The organism is Acetobacter oryzoeni (assembly GCF_004014775.2).
In the GTDB taxonomy this organism is placed as follows: Bacteria; Pseudomonadota; Alphaproteobacteria; order Acetobacterales; family Acetobacteraceae; genus Acetobacter; species Acetobacter oryzoeni.
In genome coordinates, this window is record NZ_CP042809.1 from 1 (window position 1) to 17792 (window position 17792).

At 52.1% G+C, this 17792-nt stretch carries 13 protein-coding genes, 4 pseudogenes and 1 other annotated feature; of the genes and pseudogenes, 5 read left to right on the forward strand and 12 right to left on the reverse strand.

Translation table 11 applies throughout. From position 1 onward, the window contains the following. Window position 1: 1 nt before the first annotated feature. Together EOV40_RS15595 and EOV40_RS12815 are read right to left on the reverse strand one after the other, a co-directional pair. Window positions 2-94 (reverse strand): annotated as a pseudogene (locus EOV40_RS15595) (MSMEG_0572/Sll0783 family nitrogen starvation response protein); the annotation flags it as partial. Between the two features lie 339 nt (window positions 95-433). After that, a pseudogene (locus tag EOV40_RS12815) lies at window positions 434-1835 on the reverse strand (aminotransferase-like domain-containing protein). Between the two features lie 254 nt (window positions 1836-2089). On the opposite strand from EOV40_RS12815, the pseudogene EOV40_RS15555 reads away from it, so the two are divergent. Next, window positions 2090-2233, forward strand: a pseudogene (locus EOV40_RS15555) (IS3 family transposase); the annotation flags it as partial. Window positions 2234-2690: 457 nt separating this feature from the next. On the opposite strand, the gene EOV40_RS12830 reads toward EOV40_RS15555, so the two are convergent. After that, window positions 2691-3722, reverse strand: a complete 1032-nt coding sequence (locus tag EOV40_RS12830) for an IS110 family RNA-guided transposase (RefSeq protein ID WP_128106266.1) — start codon at window positions 3720-3722, stop codon at window positions 2691-2693. Window positions 3723-3764: 42 nt separating this feature from the next. Further along, window positions 3765-3885 (forward strand) — a sequence feature (AL1L pseudoknot). Between EOV40_RS12830 and EOV40_RS12840 the strand changes: the two are divergent. Further along, a pseudogene (locus EOV40_RS12840) lies at window positions 3775-4701 on the forward strand (IS3 family transposase); the annotation flags it as partial. (Overlaps the previous feature by 111 nt.) Window positions 4702-4761: 60 nt before the next feature. Then, window positions 4762-5127: a hypothetical protein gene (locus EOV40_RS12845; RefSeq protein ID WP_244297050.1), complete on the forward strand. Its 366-nt coding sequence runs from the start codon at window positions 4762-4764 to the stop codon at window positions 5125-5127. 12 nt (window positions 5128-5139) lie between these two features. On the opposite strand, the gene EOV40_RS12850 is transcribed toward EOV40_RS12845, so the two are convergent. From EOV40_RS12850 to EOV40_RS12870, 4 genes are all read right to left on the reverse strand, one after another. Then, window positions 5140-6186, reverse strand: coding sequence for a Fic/DOC family protein (locus tag EOV40_RS12850; protein ID WP_128106267.1), 1047 nt, complete (start codon window positions 6184-6186; stop codon window positions 5140-5142). Beyond that, complete coding sequence (locus EOV40_RS12855; protein ID WP_003626805.1) at window positions 6183-6476, reverse strand: hypothetical protein; 294 nt, start codon at window positions 6474-6476, stop codon at window positions 6183-6185. The genes EOV40_RS12850 and EOV40_RS12855 overlap by 4 nt, the downstream gene beginning before the upstream one ends. A 153-nt stretch (window positions 6477-6629) precedes the next feature. Continuing rightward, window positions 6630-7949 (reverse strand): plasmid replication protein RepC, encoded by a 1320-nt coding sequence (repC, locus tag EOV40_RS12860; RefSeq protein WP_128106268.1) that lies wholly within the window; start codon window positions 7947-7949, stop codon window positions 6630-6632. 755 nt (window positions 7950-8704) lie between these two features. After that, window positions 8705-8983, reverse strand: a complete 279-nt coding sequence (locus tag EOV40_RS12870; protein WP_128106269.1) for a DUF2312 domain-containing protein — start codon at window positions 8981-8983, stop codon at window positions 8705-8707. Between the two features lie 697 nt (window positions 8984-9680). Here EOV40_RS12870 and EOV40_RS12880 point away from each other — a divergent pair. After that, complete coding sequence (locus EOV40_RS12880) at window positions 9681-10694, forward strand: thiol:disulfide interchange protein (protein WP_128106270.1); 1014 nt, start codon at window positions 9681-9683, stop codon at window positions 10692-10694. Then, entirely contained in the window at window positions 10691-11305 is a 615-nt protein-coding gene (locus tag EOV40_RS12885; RefSeq protein WP_128106271.1) for a hypothetical protein, read from the forward strand. Before EOV40_RS12880 ends, EOV40_RS12885 begins: the two co-directional genes overlap by 4 nt. 389 nt (window positions 11306-11694) lie before the next feature. Here EOV40_RS12885 and EOV40_RS12895 read toward each other — a convergent pair whose 3' ends face one another. Genes EOV40_RS12895 through EOV40_RS12915 form a run of 5 tightly spaced genes read right to left on the reverse strand, consistent with a single transcriptional unit; the run spans window position 11695 to window position 17634 of the window. Then, window positions 11695-12081 carry a hypothetical protein gene (locus tag EOV40_RS12895; RefSeq protein WP_128106272.1) on the reverse strand — a complete coding sequence of 129 codons (387 nt, stop codon included), beginning with the start codon at window positions 12079-12081 and terminating at the stop codon, window positions 11695-11697. Between the two features lie 25 nt (window positions 12082-12106). Beyond that, window positions 12107-14497: a DotA/TraY family protein gene (locus tag EOV40_RS12900; protein WP_128106273.1), complete on the reverse strand. Its 2391-nt coding sequence runs from the start codon at window positions 14495-14497 to the stop codon at window positions 12107-12109. Window positions 14498-14504: 7 nt separating this feature from the next. After that, window positions 14505-15881 (reverse strand): hypothetical protein, encoded by a 1377-nt coding sequence (locus tag EOV40_RS15350; protein WP_237913920.1) that lies wholly within the window; start codon window positions 15879-15881, stop codon window positions 14505-14507. Between the two features lie 14 nt (window positions 15882-15895). Next, on the reverse strand, window positions 15896-17071 hold the full coding sequence (locus EOV40_RS12910) for a hypothetical protein (RefSeq protein ID WP_128106274.1): 1176 nt from the start codon (window positions 17069-17071) through the stop codon (window positions 15896-15898). After that, window positions 17071-17634: a hypothetical protein gene (locus EOV40_RS12915; RefSeq protein WP_116100352.1), complete on the reverse strand. Its 564-nt coding sequence runs from the start codon at window positions 17632-17634 to the stop codon at window positions 17071-17073. The genes EOV40_RS12910 and EOV40_RS12915 overlap by 1 nt, the downstream gene beginning before the upstream one ends. Between the last annotated feature and the right edge of the window lie 158 nt (window positions 17635-17792).

Sequence of the window (17792 nt, forward strand, 5' to 3'; positions counted from 1 at the left end):
CGCCGGGTTTGGCTTTAACGTCCTCAAAGACCTTATTTTCATAGTTGACGAAGCAATCGCCATCTTTATGCGGAGCGTGTTCGACTTTCGGCATGTTATATCTCCCGTGTGCTGCGGTCTCCGACGAGAAGCCGAAGCTGACCGCTGTGCCGAAGCGAACGTGGCACGGGATGACGGGGAGACAAAATATTGTATGTCTGATCTATGCATGACAAACGACGCAAAGCGCATGACAGGCCTGTTTTCAGCCACGACAGATCCATACAAAAAATATTAACGGGCAGGACAATTGGGAATAAATTGAATACCACTTTGTTTTGTAAGGATATTTATTTCACGCATTCGTGAACAGAAAGCGATTTTGTTTTTTGGCCGCTCGCGAACAGCCTCTGGGAATCAGGCGATTCCGACCATTCCTGATCGTGCTGTCAGGTCACACAATATCGGCAAAACCAGGGGAACGCTTGTGCTGCAGGACCGACAGCACCCCATGCAGGGATTCCTCAAGGCTTGCGGCGTCAGGTGCACTGCCCAGGGCGATCCGTGCGCGCTGCGGGGGCTCGCCGTTGATAGCAAAAACGGTGCTGGGCACCAGCGCCAGCCCCGCCTGCGGGCATAGGCCACGAAATCCGCACTCCCCACCAGTCCGGCAGTTTCAGCCAGACATGCGGTCCGTTAGGATTCATGCAGTGCCCCTCTCCGAGAATCTTGCGGGCAATGGACTGGCGCAGGCGCAGTTCTTTTTGGATGGCATGGAGGATCGTATGCGCCTGCTCGGTCTGCATCCATCGCGCCGTCAGCGCGCTGAGCAGACCGGCATTGGTGAGCGCAATCGCCCGGATCGCCGCCGTAACACGTCGGGTCATGTCCGTGTTGGGCAGGGCGACATACGCCGTGCGCAGGCCCGGACTGAGCGTTTTGGCAAGAGTCGCCACGTAACTGACACGACTATGATCAAGGGCCGCCAGCGCAGGCAGCGGATTGTCCATGAGAAGACTGTAAGGGTCGTCCTCAGCAATATGCAGATGATGGCGCTGGGCAACCTTCAGGATATCCTTGCGTCTTTGCAGAGACATCGTGGCCGTGGTGGGATTGTGGATGGTCGGGATGCAGTAGAGCATCCGGGGATGATGTTCGGCGCAGACCCGATCCAACTGGTCCGGCATCATGCCTTCCATATCGCTGTCCACACCCACCAGAATGAGATCGAACTGCGCGGCAATGGTCCGGATGCCCGGATAGGCGATGCGGTCGGTGACAATGACATCACCCGGTTGCGTGTGGGTACTGACAATCGCAGCCAGAGCACTCTGGGCACCCGGCGAGACAAGGATTTCATCTGTGCGCCGCTGCCCGATGACGGGTGCGATCCATTTCGCGCCCATCTGGCGTTCTTCCAGTGTACCACCCGTTACCCGATAGGACATCAGACTGTTCAGATCCTGCTGCTTCAGAATAGCTGTAATGTCGCTCTGGATAATACGCTGAAGGGGCGGGTCCTGCGGGATGGGCGGCAGGTTCATGGTCAGGTCAACCACGGCGGGACCGGTATGGCGCCAGTGACTTTCCCCTGCGCCAACACGGACAAAGGTGCCCCGGCCAACCGTCGCGTCAATAAGGCCACGCCGCCGTGCCTCGGTAAACGCCCGGGTCACGGTTGTCAGATTGACTTCAAGATACCCTGCGATCGTTCGTTGTGTCGGCAGTCTGTCGCCTTCCCTCAGATCACCCTTACGGATAGAAAGCGCCAGAGCATCTACGATTGTCAGATAAGTAGCTCCTGGATTCCGACTGACTGCATCCTTCCAACCAGCGAGATAAGCATGTTGTGACACAGCATACCGTCCTATATTTCTGATGTCGTTCCGCACATTGTACTCATACAATGATATTTCATAAACACTCGGAACATAATCATTTTCATATGAAAATTGCGTTCATGAATGCTACACAGGAGGAACGAATAGAAAAAATGCCATATTGAATTGCCCCGGGATTTGTGGAGACAGAAAGACCCGTGAGGTAAGAAGAATTCATGAGCAATAAATCGAAGCGTTTTCCGCCTGAATTTCGTGAACGTGCAGCCCGCATGGTTCTGGAGGAAGAGAAGAACCATCCTTCGCGGTGGTCTGCGGTGATGATGATCGCTCCAAAGCTGGATATTCACCCTGACACGCTGTCAAAATGGACCCGTCTGCATGAGCGGGCCAATGCACCTGCGGTGAGTGACCTGCCTGATCGAGAGAAGATCAGGCAACTGGAGCGAGAGAACCGCGAATTGCGGCAGGCCAATGAAATCCTGCGTAAGGCTTCTGCGTATTTTGCCCAGGCGGAACTCGACCGCCTATGTGGACGGCCGTTTAAGCGCAATACTTCATAATGTTCTTTCGATGTAATTTCCAAAACGGATTATTCTATCGGCTGGATGACAAATACCGATTTAACGTGAAGACCCGGTCAGATGCGCTCTTATGTCCGGCCTGTTTGTGCGACTTTATGCGCTGGCCATCATGGGTGTGCGCTCACGTGTCAGGCACCAATCTGGTATCGCGTGCTCAAGGGCACAGACGGTCGAACGGTATGGCCTGAACTGTGTCTCTGAATGACAGTCTTCCCATCACGTCGGTTCATATACATACTGCCGGATCTACCGGAGCAAGCCCCAGTGTCCATCGTCCTGCTGGTGCAGATCAGGCTGCGGCAACACTGTGCCCAATCGGACGATAGATCTCTTTGCGTGACAACAGGACCCAGATGATACGAGCCATTTTATTGGCAAGTGCGACTGTTGCCAGACGCCTTGGACGACGCGCCATGAGTTCGCATAACCACTGACCCGCAGCGCTCTCCCACTTCTGGGCACGATGAAGCATGGCCGTGGCGCCAAGAACCAGCAATGTTCTTATCTGCCGGTTGCCCGCTTTGGTAATCCTTCCCAGACGGGTTTTACCACCTGTAGAATGCTGACGAGGCACAAGCCCAAGCCATGCGGCAAAATGGCGCGCAGAGGCGAAGGAGCCAATATCCGCGACCGAGGCGACAATCATGGAAGCCGTTATGGGACCTACCCCGGGAATGGTCATCAGCCGACGCGCATCATCATCGTTTTTTGCACGAGCCCGGATCTGCCCTTCCAAAGCATCAATGCTCTGAGCGACTTTTTCGTAATGCTCAAATAACAACATGGCACTCTGCTTCATGGCAGCAGGCAGGTCTGCTGATGCCTCTATTTTTGCCATCAGCACTGGCAGCCGGCGTGTGCCCAGAGGGGCAATCAGCCCGAACTCGGAAGCAAGAGCCCGTAACGCATTACTCAACATGGTCTGCTGTTTGACCAGAAGAGCACGGGTGGAATGCAGCGACAACACACCTTGCTGCTCTTCGCTCTTGATCGGAACAAACATCGTATCAGGATGAGTTGCCGCCATGCAGATTGCAGCCGCATCAACAGCGTCATTTTTCTTGCCTTTTTTGACAAATGGTTTGACCCGATCAGGAGGAACCAGTTTGACATCATGACCAATCCTGCCGATCACCCGTGCCCAGTAATGCGCTGACCCGCAGGCTTCCAGCACAACTTCACAGGGGGCAAGCTTTGCAAAAAATGCCGAAACTTCACTGCGACCAAGCTTGCATTTGAAAATGCTCTTTCCATTCGCATCAGTTCCATGAGCCTGAAAAACAGATTTGGCAATATCAAGGCCGACTATGCTAGCTTTCATCCGGGCGGTCTCCTTCTGATGGTCAGTGAACCTCCATTATGGCACATCGATGCCGCAGGGAGGCCGTCCACCCCATCTGGTTCAGGCCATGACGCGCTTCATTGAGGAGCACCGGCAGACATATGGTGTCGGGTCAATCTGCAAGATCCTGCCGATTGCACCATCTGTCTATTATGCAACCGTTGCCAGGCAGAAAAATCCTTGTGTGCGCAACCAGAAAGACAAAGATCTGTGTCATGAAATCCGCAGGGTCTGGAACGATAATTTCTGCGTCTATGGAGCGCGCAAGGTCTGGCATCAGCTCAAACGTGAAGGTCTGGATGTCGCCCGCTGCACGGTAGAGCGGCTGATGCGCCGGATGGGGCTGAAAGGCGTCATTCGTGGCAAGGGGATCAGAACCACACGTCCTGATCCACAACGTCCCTGCCCACAGGATCTGGTGCAGCGCCAGTTTCATGCACCAACCCCTAACAGACTCTGGGTTTCGGATTTTACTTACGTTTCTACATGGCAGGGCTTTGTTTATGTGGCCTTCATCATTGATGTGTTTGCCCGGGTCATTGTGGGCTGGCGTGTCTCCTCAACGGCCCATACCGACTTCGTGCTGGATGCCCTCGAGCAGGCTCTGTGCCAGAGGCGGCCAGAGGGAAAAGTGACCCACCATTCAGATCGCGGCTGTCAATATGTGTCCATTCGCTATACGCAAAGATTGGCTGAAGCGGGCCTTGTCGCTTCTGTCGGCAGTGTTGGGGATTCCTATGATAATGCCCTCGCGGAGACCATTAACGGACTTTACAAAACCGAACTCATCTATCGGCAGGGGCCATGGAAAAACAGGGACGCGGTTGAGCTGGCAACGCTTAAATGGGTCGACTGGTTCAACAATCGGCGGCTCCTGTCCTCCATTGGAAACATCCCGCCAGCAGAAGCTGAAGCACGCTTTTATGCGCAACAGAAATCACATGCATTAGCCGCTTAAATCAGATAAAAAACGTCTCCACAAATCCCGGGGCAATTCAATCTTCTCGCAGCCTATCCAGTGGTCTCGGCAACACGCCTCTCAGCTGAGCTCGGCCTGTCGCTGAAAGCAGCCTACATCTATCTGGAACGTTTTCTGGAAATGGGGCTGATTGTTGAAGTCACGCATCGTGCGGCGCGACGTCTGTTCGCCCTGAAAGATCTGGAACCTCTTCACGAGATCGTCCGTCCTCCCAAAAGACCCCAACCAGGCAGAAAACGTGGGCGACCGAGAAAAAAAGAAAGTCAGGAAACCTGTCCTCCAGATGAGAACGTGAACATCCGGCCGGTAGAGCCGGCGCCCACGTTTGCTCCCATCAATTATGAGGAACTGGAGCGTGCGATAGATCACGCAGAACGTGTGATCAGACGCCATCGGCCTGATTAAATTCAGCAAGAACTAGCCAAACTGCGGGCCACGTGATTTTGGGCTATTTGGCTGAGGAGGTGTTTCTTCCGACCCAGAAAGTTTCTGGCTGGCCCGATTGAACCACGATGCAGGTGATCGTGTCTGCTCGGCACTCATACCTTGCACTGCTCGTTGATCGTCCTGCAAGTCAAGACTACGCACGGCAGCCCGCCCGATGGCATAAATGGCGTCACGCGCAGAACCGTCGCGGCCGGGGAGAACGGTCAGCTTTTCAATGCCCGCCTTTTGGGCTTGATCGATATGACGCAGAACGGCGCCAACCTGCGTGTCGCTTTCCAAAGCTTTCAGTTCTCCCCGTAAGCCCCTGAGTTCTTTCAACGTGGCACTATCTGCCTGGCCTGCGTTCAGTGTTCTGGTGGCCGCATCAATCCCGGATTGCAGTTCCTGGCGTGCTGGATCACGGAGCGACAGAGCTTCCCGATGCGCCTGGTCGGGCGTCATTGTTCGCCCAGACTTAAATAACGTCGCGATAGCATGCATCATAAGACGCTCGTCATTGACTGCCGCTTTGCCGCTGGCTCTGTTCCATTGATCGTGATCGAGTTGGCTGAGGTCAAAATTATGACCGGCGTTCCGAGCAAGATGTGAGAGATGAAGCAGGATGACCTGCTGGTTTCCTTGCCGAAAAGGCAGGATTCTGTCCAAAGCGGCAATATGGGTGGCAGCTCCCCGCGCAAAACGGTCAGAAGACAGATCCCGCAAACCATTATTGGCTTTCAGGTTTTGGAATACGCCTTGAACTGACTGGGAAATCCGGTCTGGATGAAGACCTTTCCGACCATCAACAGCGAGATCGCACGTCCGGTATTGACCGGCCCAGTCGTAGACATCCTGAAAGAGATGGTGATGCAAATCCTTAAGGGCGGACGTCGCGTTGGTATCCGTGGGCATGGTTATCGCACGGCTGAGATACCGGGTTGTTTCAAAAATGCGAAGGCGTTCAGCATTCTGATAGCCCTTCTTGTTCACGAGAACTTCCGTGCCAGGATAGAGATAAGGGTCGGTGACGGGCATCATTCATCTCCTTCCGTAGGGCGGATTGGTTCATCCAGTTCCTCATGAAGGCGTTGAAGAAAATCCATGAAAATTTCCACCGGTACGCATGCCTCAATAAGTAGGGTTGTAAGAGAGCTTATTTCGGCTATCTGACTGCGATCTGGCCTATCAAGTTCGCTCATGACGCACATCGCGTCCCGGATCAGGACCTTATAGAAAGACGTCATATCCGCAGAAACTGGCTCAAACGTCAGATTTGCTAATTCCTCTCGGTAACGCTCGACACGTGGAAAGCGTGTTGGTTCAAGCATGGTGCCCTCGGTCCTCCCGGTTGTGCCGAGCGAAGGGGGAAACATATCCCTTATCGTCTGCATCGTATGATCTCCTACGATCACGACTCAGCCAGAGCATGATGCGACCAAAAACACATTTTTTGCTTGAACTTGAAACCACCTGTTTGACGCTTACTGCACGACAGTCGGACCGTTTTTCAGCTTCTCCGCCAGCCCGTAGAGTGTACGATCCAGTGCGAGTTGACCCGACAGGTAGCGCGAAATCATGGCACGGAGCAGTCCTCCCGGTGAACGGACTTCTCCAGCATCTGTCCGTGCGGCAATTGCTGCGATCACCACTGCATTCGGATAGTCCCCAAAAACAGCTTGGCCCTGTGCCCAGGCGTGTCTGGAAATTCCCAGCTGTTCGCACGCGTAGAGCGCTGCCTGGATGATCTGCGTCTCGGCCGGCCTATCGGAAGTGCAATACTGACGGAAAATCGGGGCAATATGCAGCACGAATGTCGGCTTGGCCCGGAATCCCCTCAATGGATCCGCCGCAGAAGGGGGTGGCGCCTGGTGTTCTGCAACACGGGAAGACGAGGACGGCCGACTACGCGTAGCTTCAATGCAATTTTCGGCGAAGCCGTCTGCTTTTACAGTAGCTTTAGCTAATATGGATGGGTTTGTATTAGTATATTGGGGTCGCTCAGGTGACCCCATGGGGTCACTTTCCACAGATAAAAGAGACGAAGCTTTGGTCTCATCAGGTTGATGTTCGACCTCTTGAAGATACGAAATGTCCCTCTCCAGCTGATCGTGAAGCTGGCGTAACTCCTGGCATATCGGGTCAAGCCATTGAGGATCGCGATCTGTCCCACGCTGACTGACCAACGCAGAGGTGCGAGCCAGTATCTGTTGTCTATCTTTTACCGTAAGCCCTGCCTCATCAGCAGTCTGGAAAAGAGCATAGATCGTCCTGGCAATCATCGTGACTTCGCGATGCAGGCGGCGACCTTCCTGTTGCCGCCACAGAGCCGTTTGTGCTGCGCGTTCCAATTCCTCAAATCGGCGGGCGAGCGGAGAAAGATCAAAGCCGTAAGCCTGCTGTCCCCTTGGAGTGAACGGGCCTGATCGCCTGTATCGCTGTCCGTTAGGACTATCCCGGTAGAGAAGCCACCCTGCTTCGGCAAGTTCGCGCAACAGAGTTTTGACGCGGGTTCGGCCGAGGTCAAAGCGTTGCTGGATATCCAGATTGGAAGCCGTCGAGACGGGCAGAACATCGTCCTCACCTGACCAGTCGGCAGGTTGGGTAAATGCGATCAGATAACAGAGCAGTTCTGTCTGCTGGCATGTCAGGCCGAGAATCGACCGTCCCTGACGCAAATAGCGATAAAGGTCGCTCATTTCCACAGCCTGCAGCGGTAGGGCTTCAGCAGTTGCACTCGCAGCAACCATGGCAGGCGTAATTTTCCTGATACCCGCAGAACGGGCATAACCTTCTGTTATCATTATTCTTTTTATCCGACGAATGGGTAAAAAAAACCCGTCGCGCTCCTGACCCGCAGGACAAGCATCCCCTATGGCAAGAAAAGACTTGCAATTTTACGGCAAATGTCGGAGAAAAATTGTCGCCAAACGATTTTTACTCCGACATCCCCTTGGGAATGTTTTTTGTGTCTGCAGGCCTCGCGAAAGCGGGGCCTCAGTCGTTTTTGGGGGAAACTATGTCATGGCTCATTCTTCCTCTCAGTCATACTGACGAACCAGGCCGCACTGGCTGCCCTATCCATCACCTCTTACATATTCCTCACTGCACGATCTTTTCCTTTCAATAGGAAAAACCGATGCACACGAGACATTTGGTTGGCGCACCCACTATGTGCTCGTCATGCGACAGGATGCACAATCAAGATGCGACCAACCACAAGGGCATAAATGTTTGAGACTGATTCCACAACAAACAGCACCACTATTTGAGCAAAAACAGACATTTATGCCCAGAAAACCGGGACTGGACGGATACCGAAAGGGAGTCGTGGAATAACAAATTCCACTACCCGGATTCTTGCGAGATGGTTTCCGAAAAATCACAAATCAAACCTGCAGGTCAAAACCAGAAATGGCGGTACAGTCGCGGTTTACAGCCACAATGATTGTCGCAGGATCAGTTCCTTGCATGGGTTTTAACTCCATGACGGCCGTATTAGGGGTCAGGTTGCTATATTGAAGATTAATGCGCTCAGTTAGCAGCCAGTGAAACAAGTTCACATACCGAGAGCACGCCGATAGATATCGAGAAGTGTTTCCTGTTCTTCAATCTCAGCCGGCTCCTGCTTACGCAGGCGAATAATCTGTTTGACGGTTCTAACGTCAAACCCGGCTGATTTTGCTTCAGTGAAGACGTCCTTGATATCCGCTGCGAGCGCTTTGCGCTCTTCTTCAAGACGTTCAACTCGTTCTATAATTGAACGCAACCGATCGGCAGCAATACCGCCTACCTGCGTATCTGAATCAGGATCATGATTTTCAACCGTAGCGAGCATATTTCCTCCTCCTCACGTTATGGAAGAAATATGCAAACCAATGATGCGACCGAACAGGAGAAAATACGGTGATAGCGTGATTGGTTGTGACAAAAACGACACATACTAAATTTTGGGAAAGGCTAAGTCTTCACGGTTTCGTGTAAGGGGGTTTCTCTCCGTTGCGTGAAATGTTTTATTTGAAGTCCTATTCAATAACTATCCGTAATAACCTAACCAGCGAGGAAATACGGAAATAGCGCATAGTCGGCCCATTTTGGCGACACGTGGAGAACATTTATGCACGAAGAATTCTCAAGGGGTTTTTCTTCTCTTGCATCGCTGGCAAAGGAAGATCTACCGACATGCGTTCGAGAAGCCATCGTCTTTCTGGAGCAACATATTTGCCGGGTGATACCAGATTGCCCCCACCCCATTCTAAGATCATCGCTTGTCCTAACTTTGTCTTTTCCAAGAGAGCAATGGGTACACCATATTGAGACGGTGAAATATCATAGACGTAAGGCTACATCTCCTGAAAAACGCCAAATTACCCGTTTCTTGAGGATTATAAGACCTATCCTACCTGAGGTAACACCAGAACCACTACATTGGATACCATCCAGCACTCTCTCTAATTTTAGTAGAGGCAAAAAAAACCATTCGGTCGCATCCTGACCCGATAAATTTTCTCCCAACATCACGTTGGGAGAATATCGTGCTACGTTTCTATCCGCTTGCCCTTGCTGTTACGCTGGTTGCTCCGACGTTCGCCTGGGCGCAACAATGCGCAGTCTCTACTGATAGCAAAACGGGATCTCCAGCCACGGCGGTACCACCGCCTCTTGTTCAACACGAAAACACACCTGATACAGGGGATGCCCTAAAGCACCTTACAGGTTCAGGCGCTCAGCTTTCTGGGCAAGGCCAGTTTCATGGTTTCGAGACAGGCGTTGCTTATACCCCAGATCGTGTTTTTGTTTATTTCATGCCTAAAGATCGGAAAAGCGTACTGGGCGGCACAGCCATTCCAGTGCCGTATGACACTTTGCGATCCCTTTCAGGAAAGCGCGCAACAGATCTCGAACCATGGCAAGGTATCCGGGGAATGTTTCTGCAGAACGGGACACATTTCCAGGTAATATATGCCACGCCTGATGCTCAGGCTGCTATAGCAGGCTCGCTCTGGGACGCATCTGGACGGGATATCACCCGACAACAGATCCAGCACATCCCAGGAGCTGTTCCGACTGTGCATATGGACAATGCACAGATTACTCAAACCGCTCTTGCTGCTTTGCATGGTGGGGACGTGGGCTTAGCTTCTGCTCCCTCTGCAGTGATGTTGATAGATCCACAGTGCATGTACTCTATCCGGGCGGCTCAAAATCTTATGCCGTTAGTCCAGTCTGGTAAACTTCATCTGAAAGTCGTGCCCCTTTCAGTTCTTGATTATGAAGATCGCGGTGAAAGCACCCTCAATGCCAAGGCCATGTTGTCCTATTCGCCTCAGGAGATGGTACGCGCATGGATCGACGGTCATTTACATGAGCGGGCTGACTCCCCTTCAGCTGAAGCAACAGACCAACTTGAGTCGAATGGGGCTTTTGCCAAGAGTATCTCTTTGAAAGGAACCCCAACATTTCTATGGATCAAAAAAGACGGGTCACTGGGCCGATTTGAGGGCAACCCGACTGATAAAGAGTCCTTTGTGCGGGAGCTGAGCCAATGAGCAAAAAAGACAACCCGCCGCCTCATACTGCGAAAAAAGGGATCATCCGGACCTCGGTTAAAGTAGCCACCCACATCACAGGCTCTCCCGTGGAAGCTGTTGGGTGGCGGCGTATAATAAGTAATTTCAATGTCATCAGGTTGCTTTGGACAATTCTAAAGTTATCTGCGCGGCCAAATCCCGAAGAGACTGTAAATGGCAAAGGGCAGGAGATTTTAGACAGCCCTGCTCAGGCCGATGTTGTCGGCCGGCAATTGCCCAGCATTCGTCAGGCTGTCTCATATAGTCACCTGAGTGACCAAGATCTGGCACTTATTATCATGAGACGGCAGAAAGAGACCTTTATTCGGGCCTATAGTGCTGGACTGATTGCAACAGTGCTGTTTGGGTTGTGGGCACTGGAAATGATTTTTTTTCCATGGACAGGCAACCGACTTCTTGCCTCTATTGCGTTCTTGCCTTTCCTCGCCCTTCTGGGGTCCGTCTCTTTGTGGAATTGCTCACTCAACTGGCAGTTACGGACGGGACAGATAGCAACTTTCAGACAATTCATGGATAGAGCAGAGAGTATTTTTCCCCGACTGCCCATAATGAAAGGGCCGCTCAAATAGAGCGGCCCTTTCTTCTACCAAGTGCCTGGCGGGGCGTTCTGGTCGCCACCGCTTGCACCTGTCGCCCAGGGCGAATGTTCATAATCCTCCCGGCCGGTATCGTTACGTGTATCCGTAGGTTTCACGATCGTACCCTGCCGATTGTAAACTGGTGGTGCCCAGATAGCTCTTGCAGAGCCGTAAGCCCCGTTGGGCTCATAATACAAATTATGAAGCTTAGGAGGTTTCGGGCCATGGGCGCGGGACGCGGATTCAACGTTTCCCCCATCACATGCTGTCAAACCTAACATCAGGGCAATCGGAAGATAAAAATAAGGCCGCATTGTCTTCTCCATTGTGGTGGATCAGACGATGCGGCCTCATCATGCGACAAGAAACACCTATGGGCCCTAAGAATCCTTAGTATTGGTTTTCTTGCATAGTCTGGCATGGCGCATACTCAGATCAAACAAACGATCATCAAGCATAACGCCATGAGCTTTCTCAGCTTCAAGCTGTCGTTTCAGTTCATCATTTGCCGCATTTGCTGCAACTAGTTGTTGTTCTAGGTATTCCAGCTTCTGCTCTTTTTCTGCAATTCTCGCTTCATACTTTGCAAACAGTTGGCGGGCTGTGTCTACATCTTTATTATGAGCTGTTTCCAATTCATGATAAGCATCACGCCATGTCCGCTCACCACTCATCTTGCGTTTAAAAGCCGAGGAAAAAGCAGCATCAGCCGCAGCATTTCGTCCCAAGGCGTATGCGAAGAGTGCACCAAGACCTGACTCAGACATTAGCGATCTCCTTTCACATCCTAAGTTACGATGTTTTGTTCATAGTAGTGTCTATACCAATAGCGCCGCTATGACCAATTCCACCAGATAATTTTTGCTTGTTCCCTGCTGGTGGTACGTTTTGGCTATTATGGTCGTTAACATTTGGTCTCAAAGCATCCTGCATTTTTTGCATAGCACCAGCCATGCCAACTGCAGCGACATCTCTGCTAAAGGCATCCACATCAATTCGCTCTCCGCCACCAAAACCAAGGATTTGTGGAACACGGTTCGGGATGATTGCGATCAATCTGAACGATGCAAGTGCCAGGATCATGTGGAGCAACACGAACATCCACACCAAAAGAAGCATGCCTAGAAAGTTGCTGACCAGCCAGCCGTGCGAGAGAGCAAATCCTGCAGCCACGCCGAATGTCTGATGTACCAGCCATGACATGGCATCAAATACAAAGTAGCCGAAAAATAGGCCAAACAGCATCAGGGTTGGTCTGAATAATACATCAAACAAGAGCGCATAGCCTTGACGTGCGTTCCCGTGCAGACCCTCTCCGTTAAGTGTCATGTGCGCCAGCATCCATAATGGTGCTGCCACAACTGCTTCACACACCAGAATAAGCCAACTGGCGATACCGGCCATCCACATAACATAGGGTACCATCGGGAGAACAAAAGCCATTGTCAAACCTGGTATCAACATGGCCATACAGCCAAGCATAACAGGTGTAGAGAAAAACTGCATCGCTATGTGTCCAATCCCGGCCGCCACTGCGCCCTCAGGCTGGCCTGCCATCAGGGATAGAATGCCAGTGCTGATTGTGCCGGCAGTCGAAGAAAGGACTGAAGCAGTACCCATGGTCGCAACAGAAATCGTAATCAACCAATGTCCCAGCGACATCAGGTTTCCGAAAGGATCTATCCAGTAACCTCCAGTACCTGATGGTTCCAAAAAGCCTATCAGCATCTGTAGTGCGTAGTCGTTAAGATGCAGGGCACGAAAGAGCTGGGTGACCGTGCTGGAGCCATCGCCACCAGGCATGGCCCCTGAATAGAGATCGCTATTACCTCCCGGAGCACTCATCCCATCCGTTGTGTCAACCAGGGCATCGATATTACCCAAAAATGTATGTGCCGACTGGATCAGAGGAGCTACGTCAGAGGAGAGTGCAGAACCAATGCCACTGTAACTGGGAGTTGTGACATTCGGGGTAGCAGTCATGAGACTCAGTGTCTGACCGTTCAATCTGGCAAATTCCAGATAATAGGCCCCTGCCCCAGACCAGCCCAGACTATCCAGTCGGTTGGCGGTGTTGGTCGCATCTCCGTTCGTACCAAGCCCCCATTGATTTAAAGTGGTTGAACGATCGCTGACTGACTTCTCCAGCTCAGAGCGCATCTGTGCCGCTTTCTCAGTCAATCGTGACGTGTAATCATTTGTTGCAGTTGTCACGATATTCATCAGTGGGGCGAGATCCTGCGTCTTCTTGGACATCCAGAAATTACGGGCAACAGTTTCCACCTGCCCGCGGATATCTGCTGCAAGAACAGCATCAAGAACATTCCGCTGCATTGTCGCTGTGTCTACAGACACACCAGCAAGGTTGGTCTTTCCCATTGCCGGTGTTTCAAGGTTGATCGCGCCACACGTGGGCGTGCCGTCACCCAAAGTCATGTTATAGGCATAGTTGACAACAATCCCCTCTGAGTTCCCAGAAATACCCCTGATCGTGCGTCCTACTGGGATGGGGATAAGATCGGGATTGTTCGATGCAGCATTCAGCAAGGATCGGCAGAATTCATCTTTAACGAGATTAAGAACAATTCCTTTGGTGCCTGGGACGATAGGAGTGGCGATGGCTTTTCCATCCGGCCCAATAGCTTTCTCAGCATAGTGATAGATGGTCTTTGCCATACCAATGGCCCAGAGTGAGCCCTGAACGACCACTGCCTGACCACCACCAAAACCTGAGACAGTTGGAAACATCATCAATGCGGCCAGCCCGATCTTAACAATCGACATCTGGGATTGATTATCTCCCAATAATTTTGCTGTCTCTGCGCCCCGAAAGTTTGTTGTAAACCACAGGTAAGTCACCCAACCTGCGGCAATCGCGCCTGCAAAAGCAGACAGCCACGCAAGCATGGTGCCAATGACGGTATTTTCGGAACCAATAGAAGAATCCCCAGACGAGAATACCGGGAAAATGGAGCGCACTACGACAGCAGCCCAATCGTTTCCCGGATCCAGCAGATCCCAGGTCACTATATGAGATCCGGATGCATCTGATGCAGAAGCCGCCGCGGAATTCTGCGTCCCCCCAGTAACAGAACCTGTCTGCGCTAACGCAGATGGGAGGTATGCTATTAGTCCGAGCACCATGATCGCTGATGCCAGAACCCTTCGGAGCGTCTTAGTCATGGTTTTATCAGCCTGGTGACATTGTTGGGCCACTTTTCGGAGCGGCGCGAAAGATTGAAGCAAGAGTTTCAGCAGCCTTTTTGACCAGCTCTTTAGTTTTTTCGCTTAGTTCCTCAATCATTGAGGTGCCTGGTTTGGTACCGGGCAATCCTTCTGCTTCCTTACCAATCTGGGCATCAATCTGTGCAAACCGCTGTTCCACGCGGGCTGTTGTTCCCATCGTTTCAGCAATTTTCTGGGCAGCCTCTCTTCCTTTTCCGTAAGCCCCAAGCTTTTCGGCTGCACTTTCGAGGTGACTAGCGAATGCCTGATTATTCTCTTTTTCGGAGACGAATTGCCCATGGAGAGATTCATATTTCCCACCAGGTTTCATTTCAGATAGCACTGCTGACATCCCGCCGGGGTTGTTTGCTGCGGCTTCTGCAATCGCGGCCATAATGCTGGAACCTGGTCCCTGACGCAGGGCTTGCATAGCTTCCACGGCTTCTGAACCCAGCTGAGCCGTGCGATCCATATCGTTCTCGGCTCTTGCCGCGTCATGCCGGCTGCTCTTCTCACGCGCTCTGTCGAGCCATCCAGGAGAGAGAGAACTGGGTTCTGCTTCAATCTTACTCGCTAAAGCGCCTGCCAGTCGAGAAAAGCCGCCAACGAGTGCTGCGCCCATGCTCATCTTCTGCACCACGGGTTGCTCTGGCTCGGTCTGTGCGTCAGGCTCCGGCTTTTTCGAACTAGCGTTCTTATCGCCGCCTGCTGGATCTCGTGGTGCTACCCCTTCAGTATTAGGTTTAGCACTCTCAGGCTCCTGCTTCGGGCCAGTCTGTTCTGATGGAGACCCGTTGCCTTCCGATTGCCCTCCTCCGGGAGACGGATGGAGTCCTGGTTTCTTTTGTTCGCCACCAGCTGCTGGCATATCATCAGGGGCGTGGTTTTCTGGGGAAGTTGCGTTGATAGCCTCATGAATCTTGTCCAGAGAAAACAGCACGTCAGGATGCTCAGGATCAGCCATACCAGAGGAGACTTGATCAACGACTTCTCGTATTTGATCGACAAGCCTCTGGTCTTTAAGTTTGGAGGTCTCAACCATCAACTGTTGGACCTCTTTTGACTGAATATTAGGTGCTGATGTCGCTAATTCTGTCATCTCTTTTGCAAGCGGATGACTGTCAGGGAGAACTTGTCCTGCTACGCGGGAAAAATCCTGTACGGCATAAGCGACCAGGGTCCGAAAATACGGATCGTCTTCATGAGATTGACCAATCTGCTCTTTTAGCCGTTCAAAACGCTGCGCGATGTTGGGTGCATTTTCCTGTACTACACCTTTTGTGCGATCCAAATAATCTAAGACATTGGCTAGATCAGTGGTCTGTTTCAGAGTGTCGGACATAGTTTTCCCTTGTGTTAAGGATTGATGGTCGGAGAGGGCATTTTGTTAGAGGCGTGCTGCATATGAGCTTCTTCTGTCTGTGCGATACCGGTCGCACCCACCGACGCCTGATAAAGACCGAGGCGGTAATTTTGCATGGCCAGATAGTTTGATTGTGCCAGCTCTGTTGCGATTTCACGCAGAACACTTGCGGTTGGCATAGCCTGTAATGACGCATTCCAGCTAACGCTGGAGACGCGGCGATTGACTTCGAGACTCATGGCCTGAAGCCATGATGCGCGATCAAGAGGCTGGAGCCCTTCTGCCTGCATTTCTTTCTTCTGATCTGCTGTGAGCGATACAGAAGGGGTCTCAAGGGCCGTGATAAAAGCGAGAATAAACCGTGCCAGAGACATACGGGCATTGTATGAGCGCCGTTGGATCATCTGCTCACGGCCCATGGTGCTACTCGCTTGCTCACCTCGGATTGCAGCTGGAGCTACAGGCTGGATAAGGCTGGTAGAGTAATCATTGGCTGCATCGACAGCACCATCACTGGAGAGTGTATCGCTCATAAAAAGCGTGCTTGCCCGCTGATCTGCATTGGGTAGGCGGGAAACAGAACTGCATAGTCCAGCGTCAACATCCTCCTGAGAGCAGTAACGTCTCAAATGGAAAACTGTATTGGCATCGACCCCCTGCGCGCGGCCGTAATAAGAAGGCGTCCCTTTTGCGGCTTCACCACGCGGCTCAACAATCGTTGTAATAGCTCCCAGGGCTGATCTGGAGGCTTTCGCTGCAGCCATTGTCGCTTGTTGACTATCCAGTCCACTGCAGAACTCCGGCGACATCATGTGTTCATCACGGATGCCTGTTTCTTGTTGTCGCCTCAGGAAGGCAGCCATAGCGGTGTTCTGCGCATCGGCAATCCGACTTTGTGCGGCGACTTGTCCTTTGGCATAATTTGCTTGTTGCGTAGCGGCATCGCGGATCATGGAAGATACCGAATGCGGATCACTCATGTCATTGAGGCTGTTGGTGATGTTCTCTCCAACCTTATCCATCCGCTTTCCCATAAAGCTCTGAAGAGCATGGATAGCATAAACGACAGCCGCCTCACCTAAACCATAAGCCTGTTTCGGTTGTAAGCTGGTTGTCAGGACGCAGACACCCGCTGCAAGGAGGAAAGTTCTTGTGATCTGTTTAGCCATCAGAACACTCCGTCCATGACACTGTTGGCACTATAACCGGCCGGCAGAAGTGGATTGCTCTGGACGTAAAGCGAACCTGAGCCTGCCGATGTGCCAATTCCACCTGATGCCAGTGGGGGACCACCACCGCCAAAATTGAGTGAGGGGCACATCGTGCCACTTCCGACATTTCCAAAACCAAGGCCCAGATTGATGCCTGATAAACTCAGGCTACACTGTGTGCCGCCCATAGCGTTCCCCCAGGCACTCTGAGCAGCCTGACAGATCTGCGAGCCCAACTGGTCTTCAAGACTTTGGATGAGAGAAGCCGGATCCAGGCCACTCGTGATGACATTCAGGCCCTGACCATGAAGGAAGCCGTCCAGACAGGAGAGCGCACCGACGCTTTCAGGTTGTTTTTCATATGCATCATTAGCCTGAACGCGTTGGTTGATAGCGTTTGCCGCCGCTTGGGTTAAATCGGCGCATCCGACACTGCCCTGTTCAGTCTGTTGTGCCAAAGCTGGGTTCGACAGAAGCCCAGCAAGAATGACGGCTGAGAAAAGGTGATCTCTTACCTTCATGAGGAAGTCTTTGCATGTGAGGGGATGATATTCGCGAGGGTTTGCAAGCGCTCAGGAGCAATTAGCCGGCCCAGTGTTTCCACCCTTGCGCGACCGAAGACACCTCTGGTGAAGGGAGAATCCCCACTCAGCAGCCCTGAGAGACTTCCATGTGGACC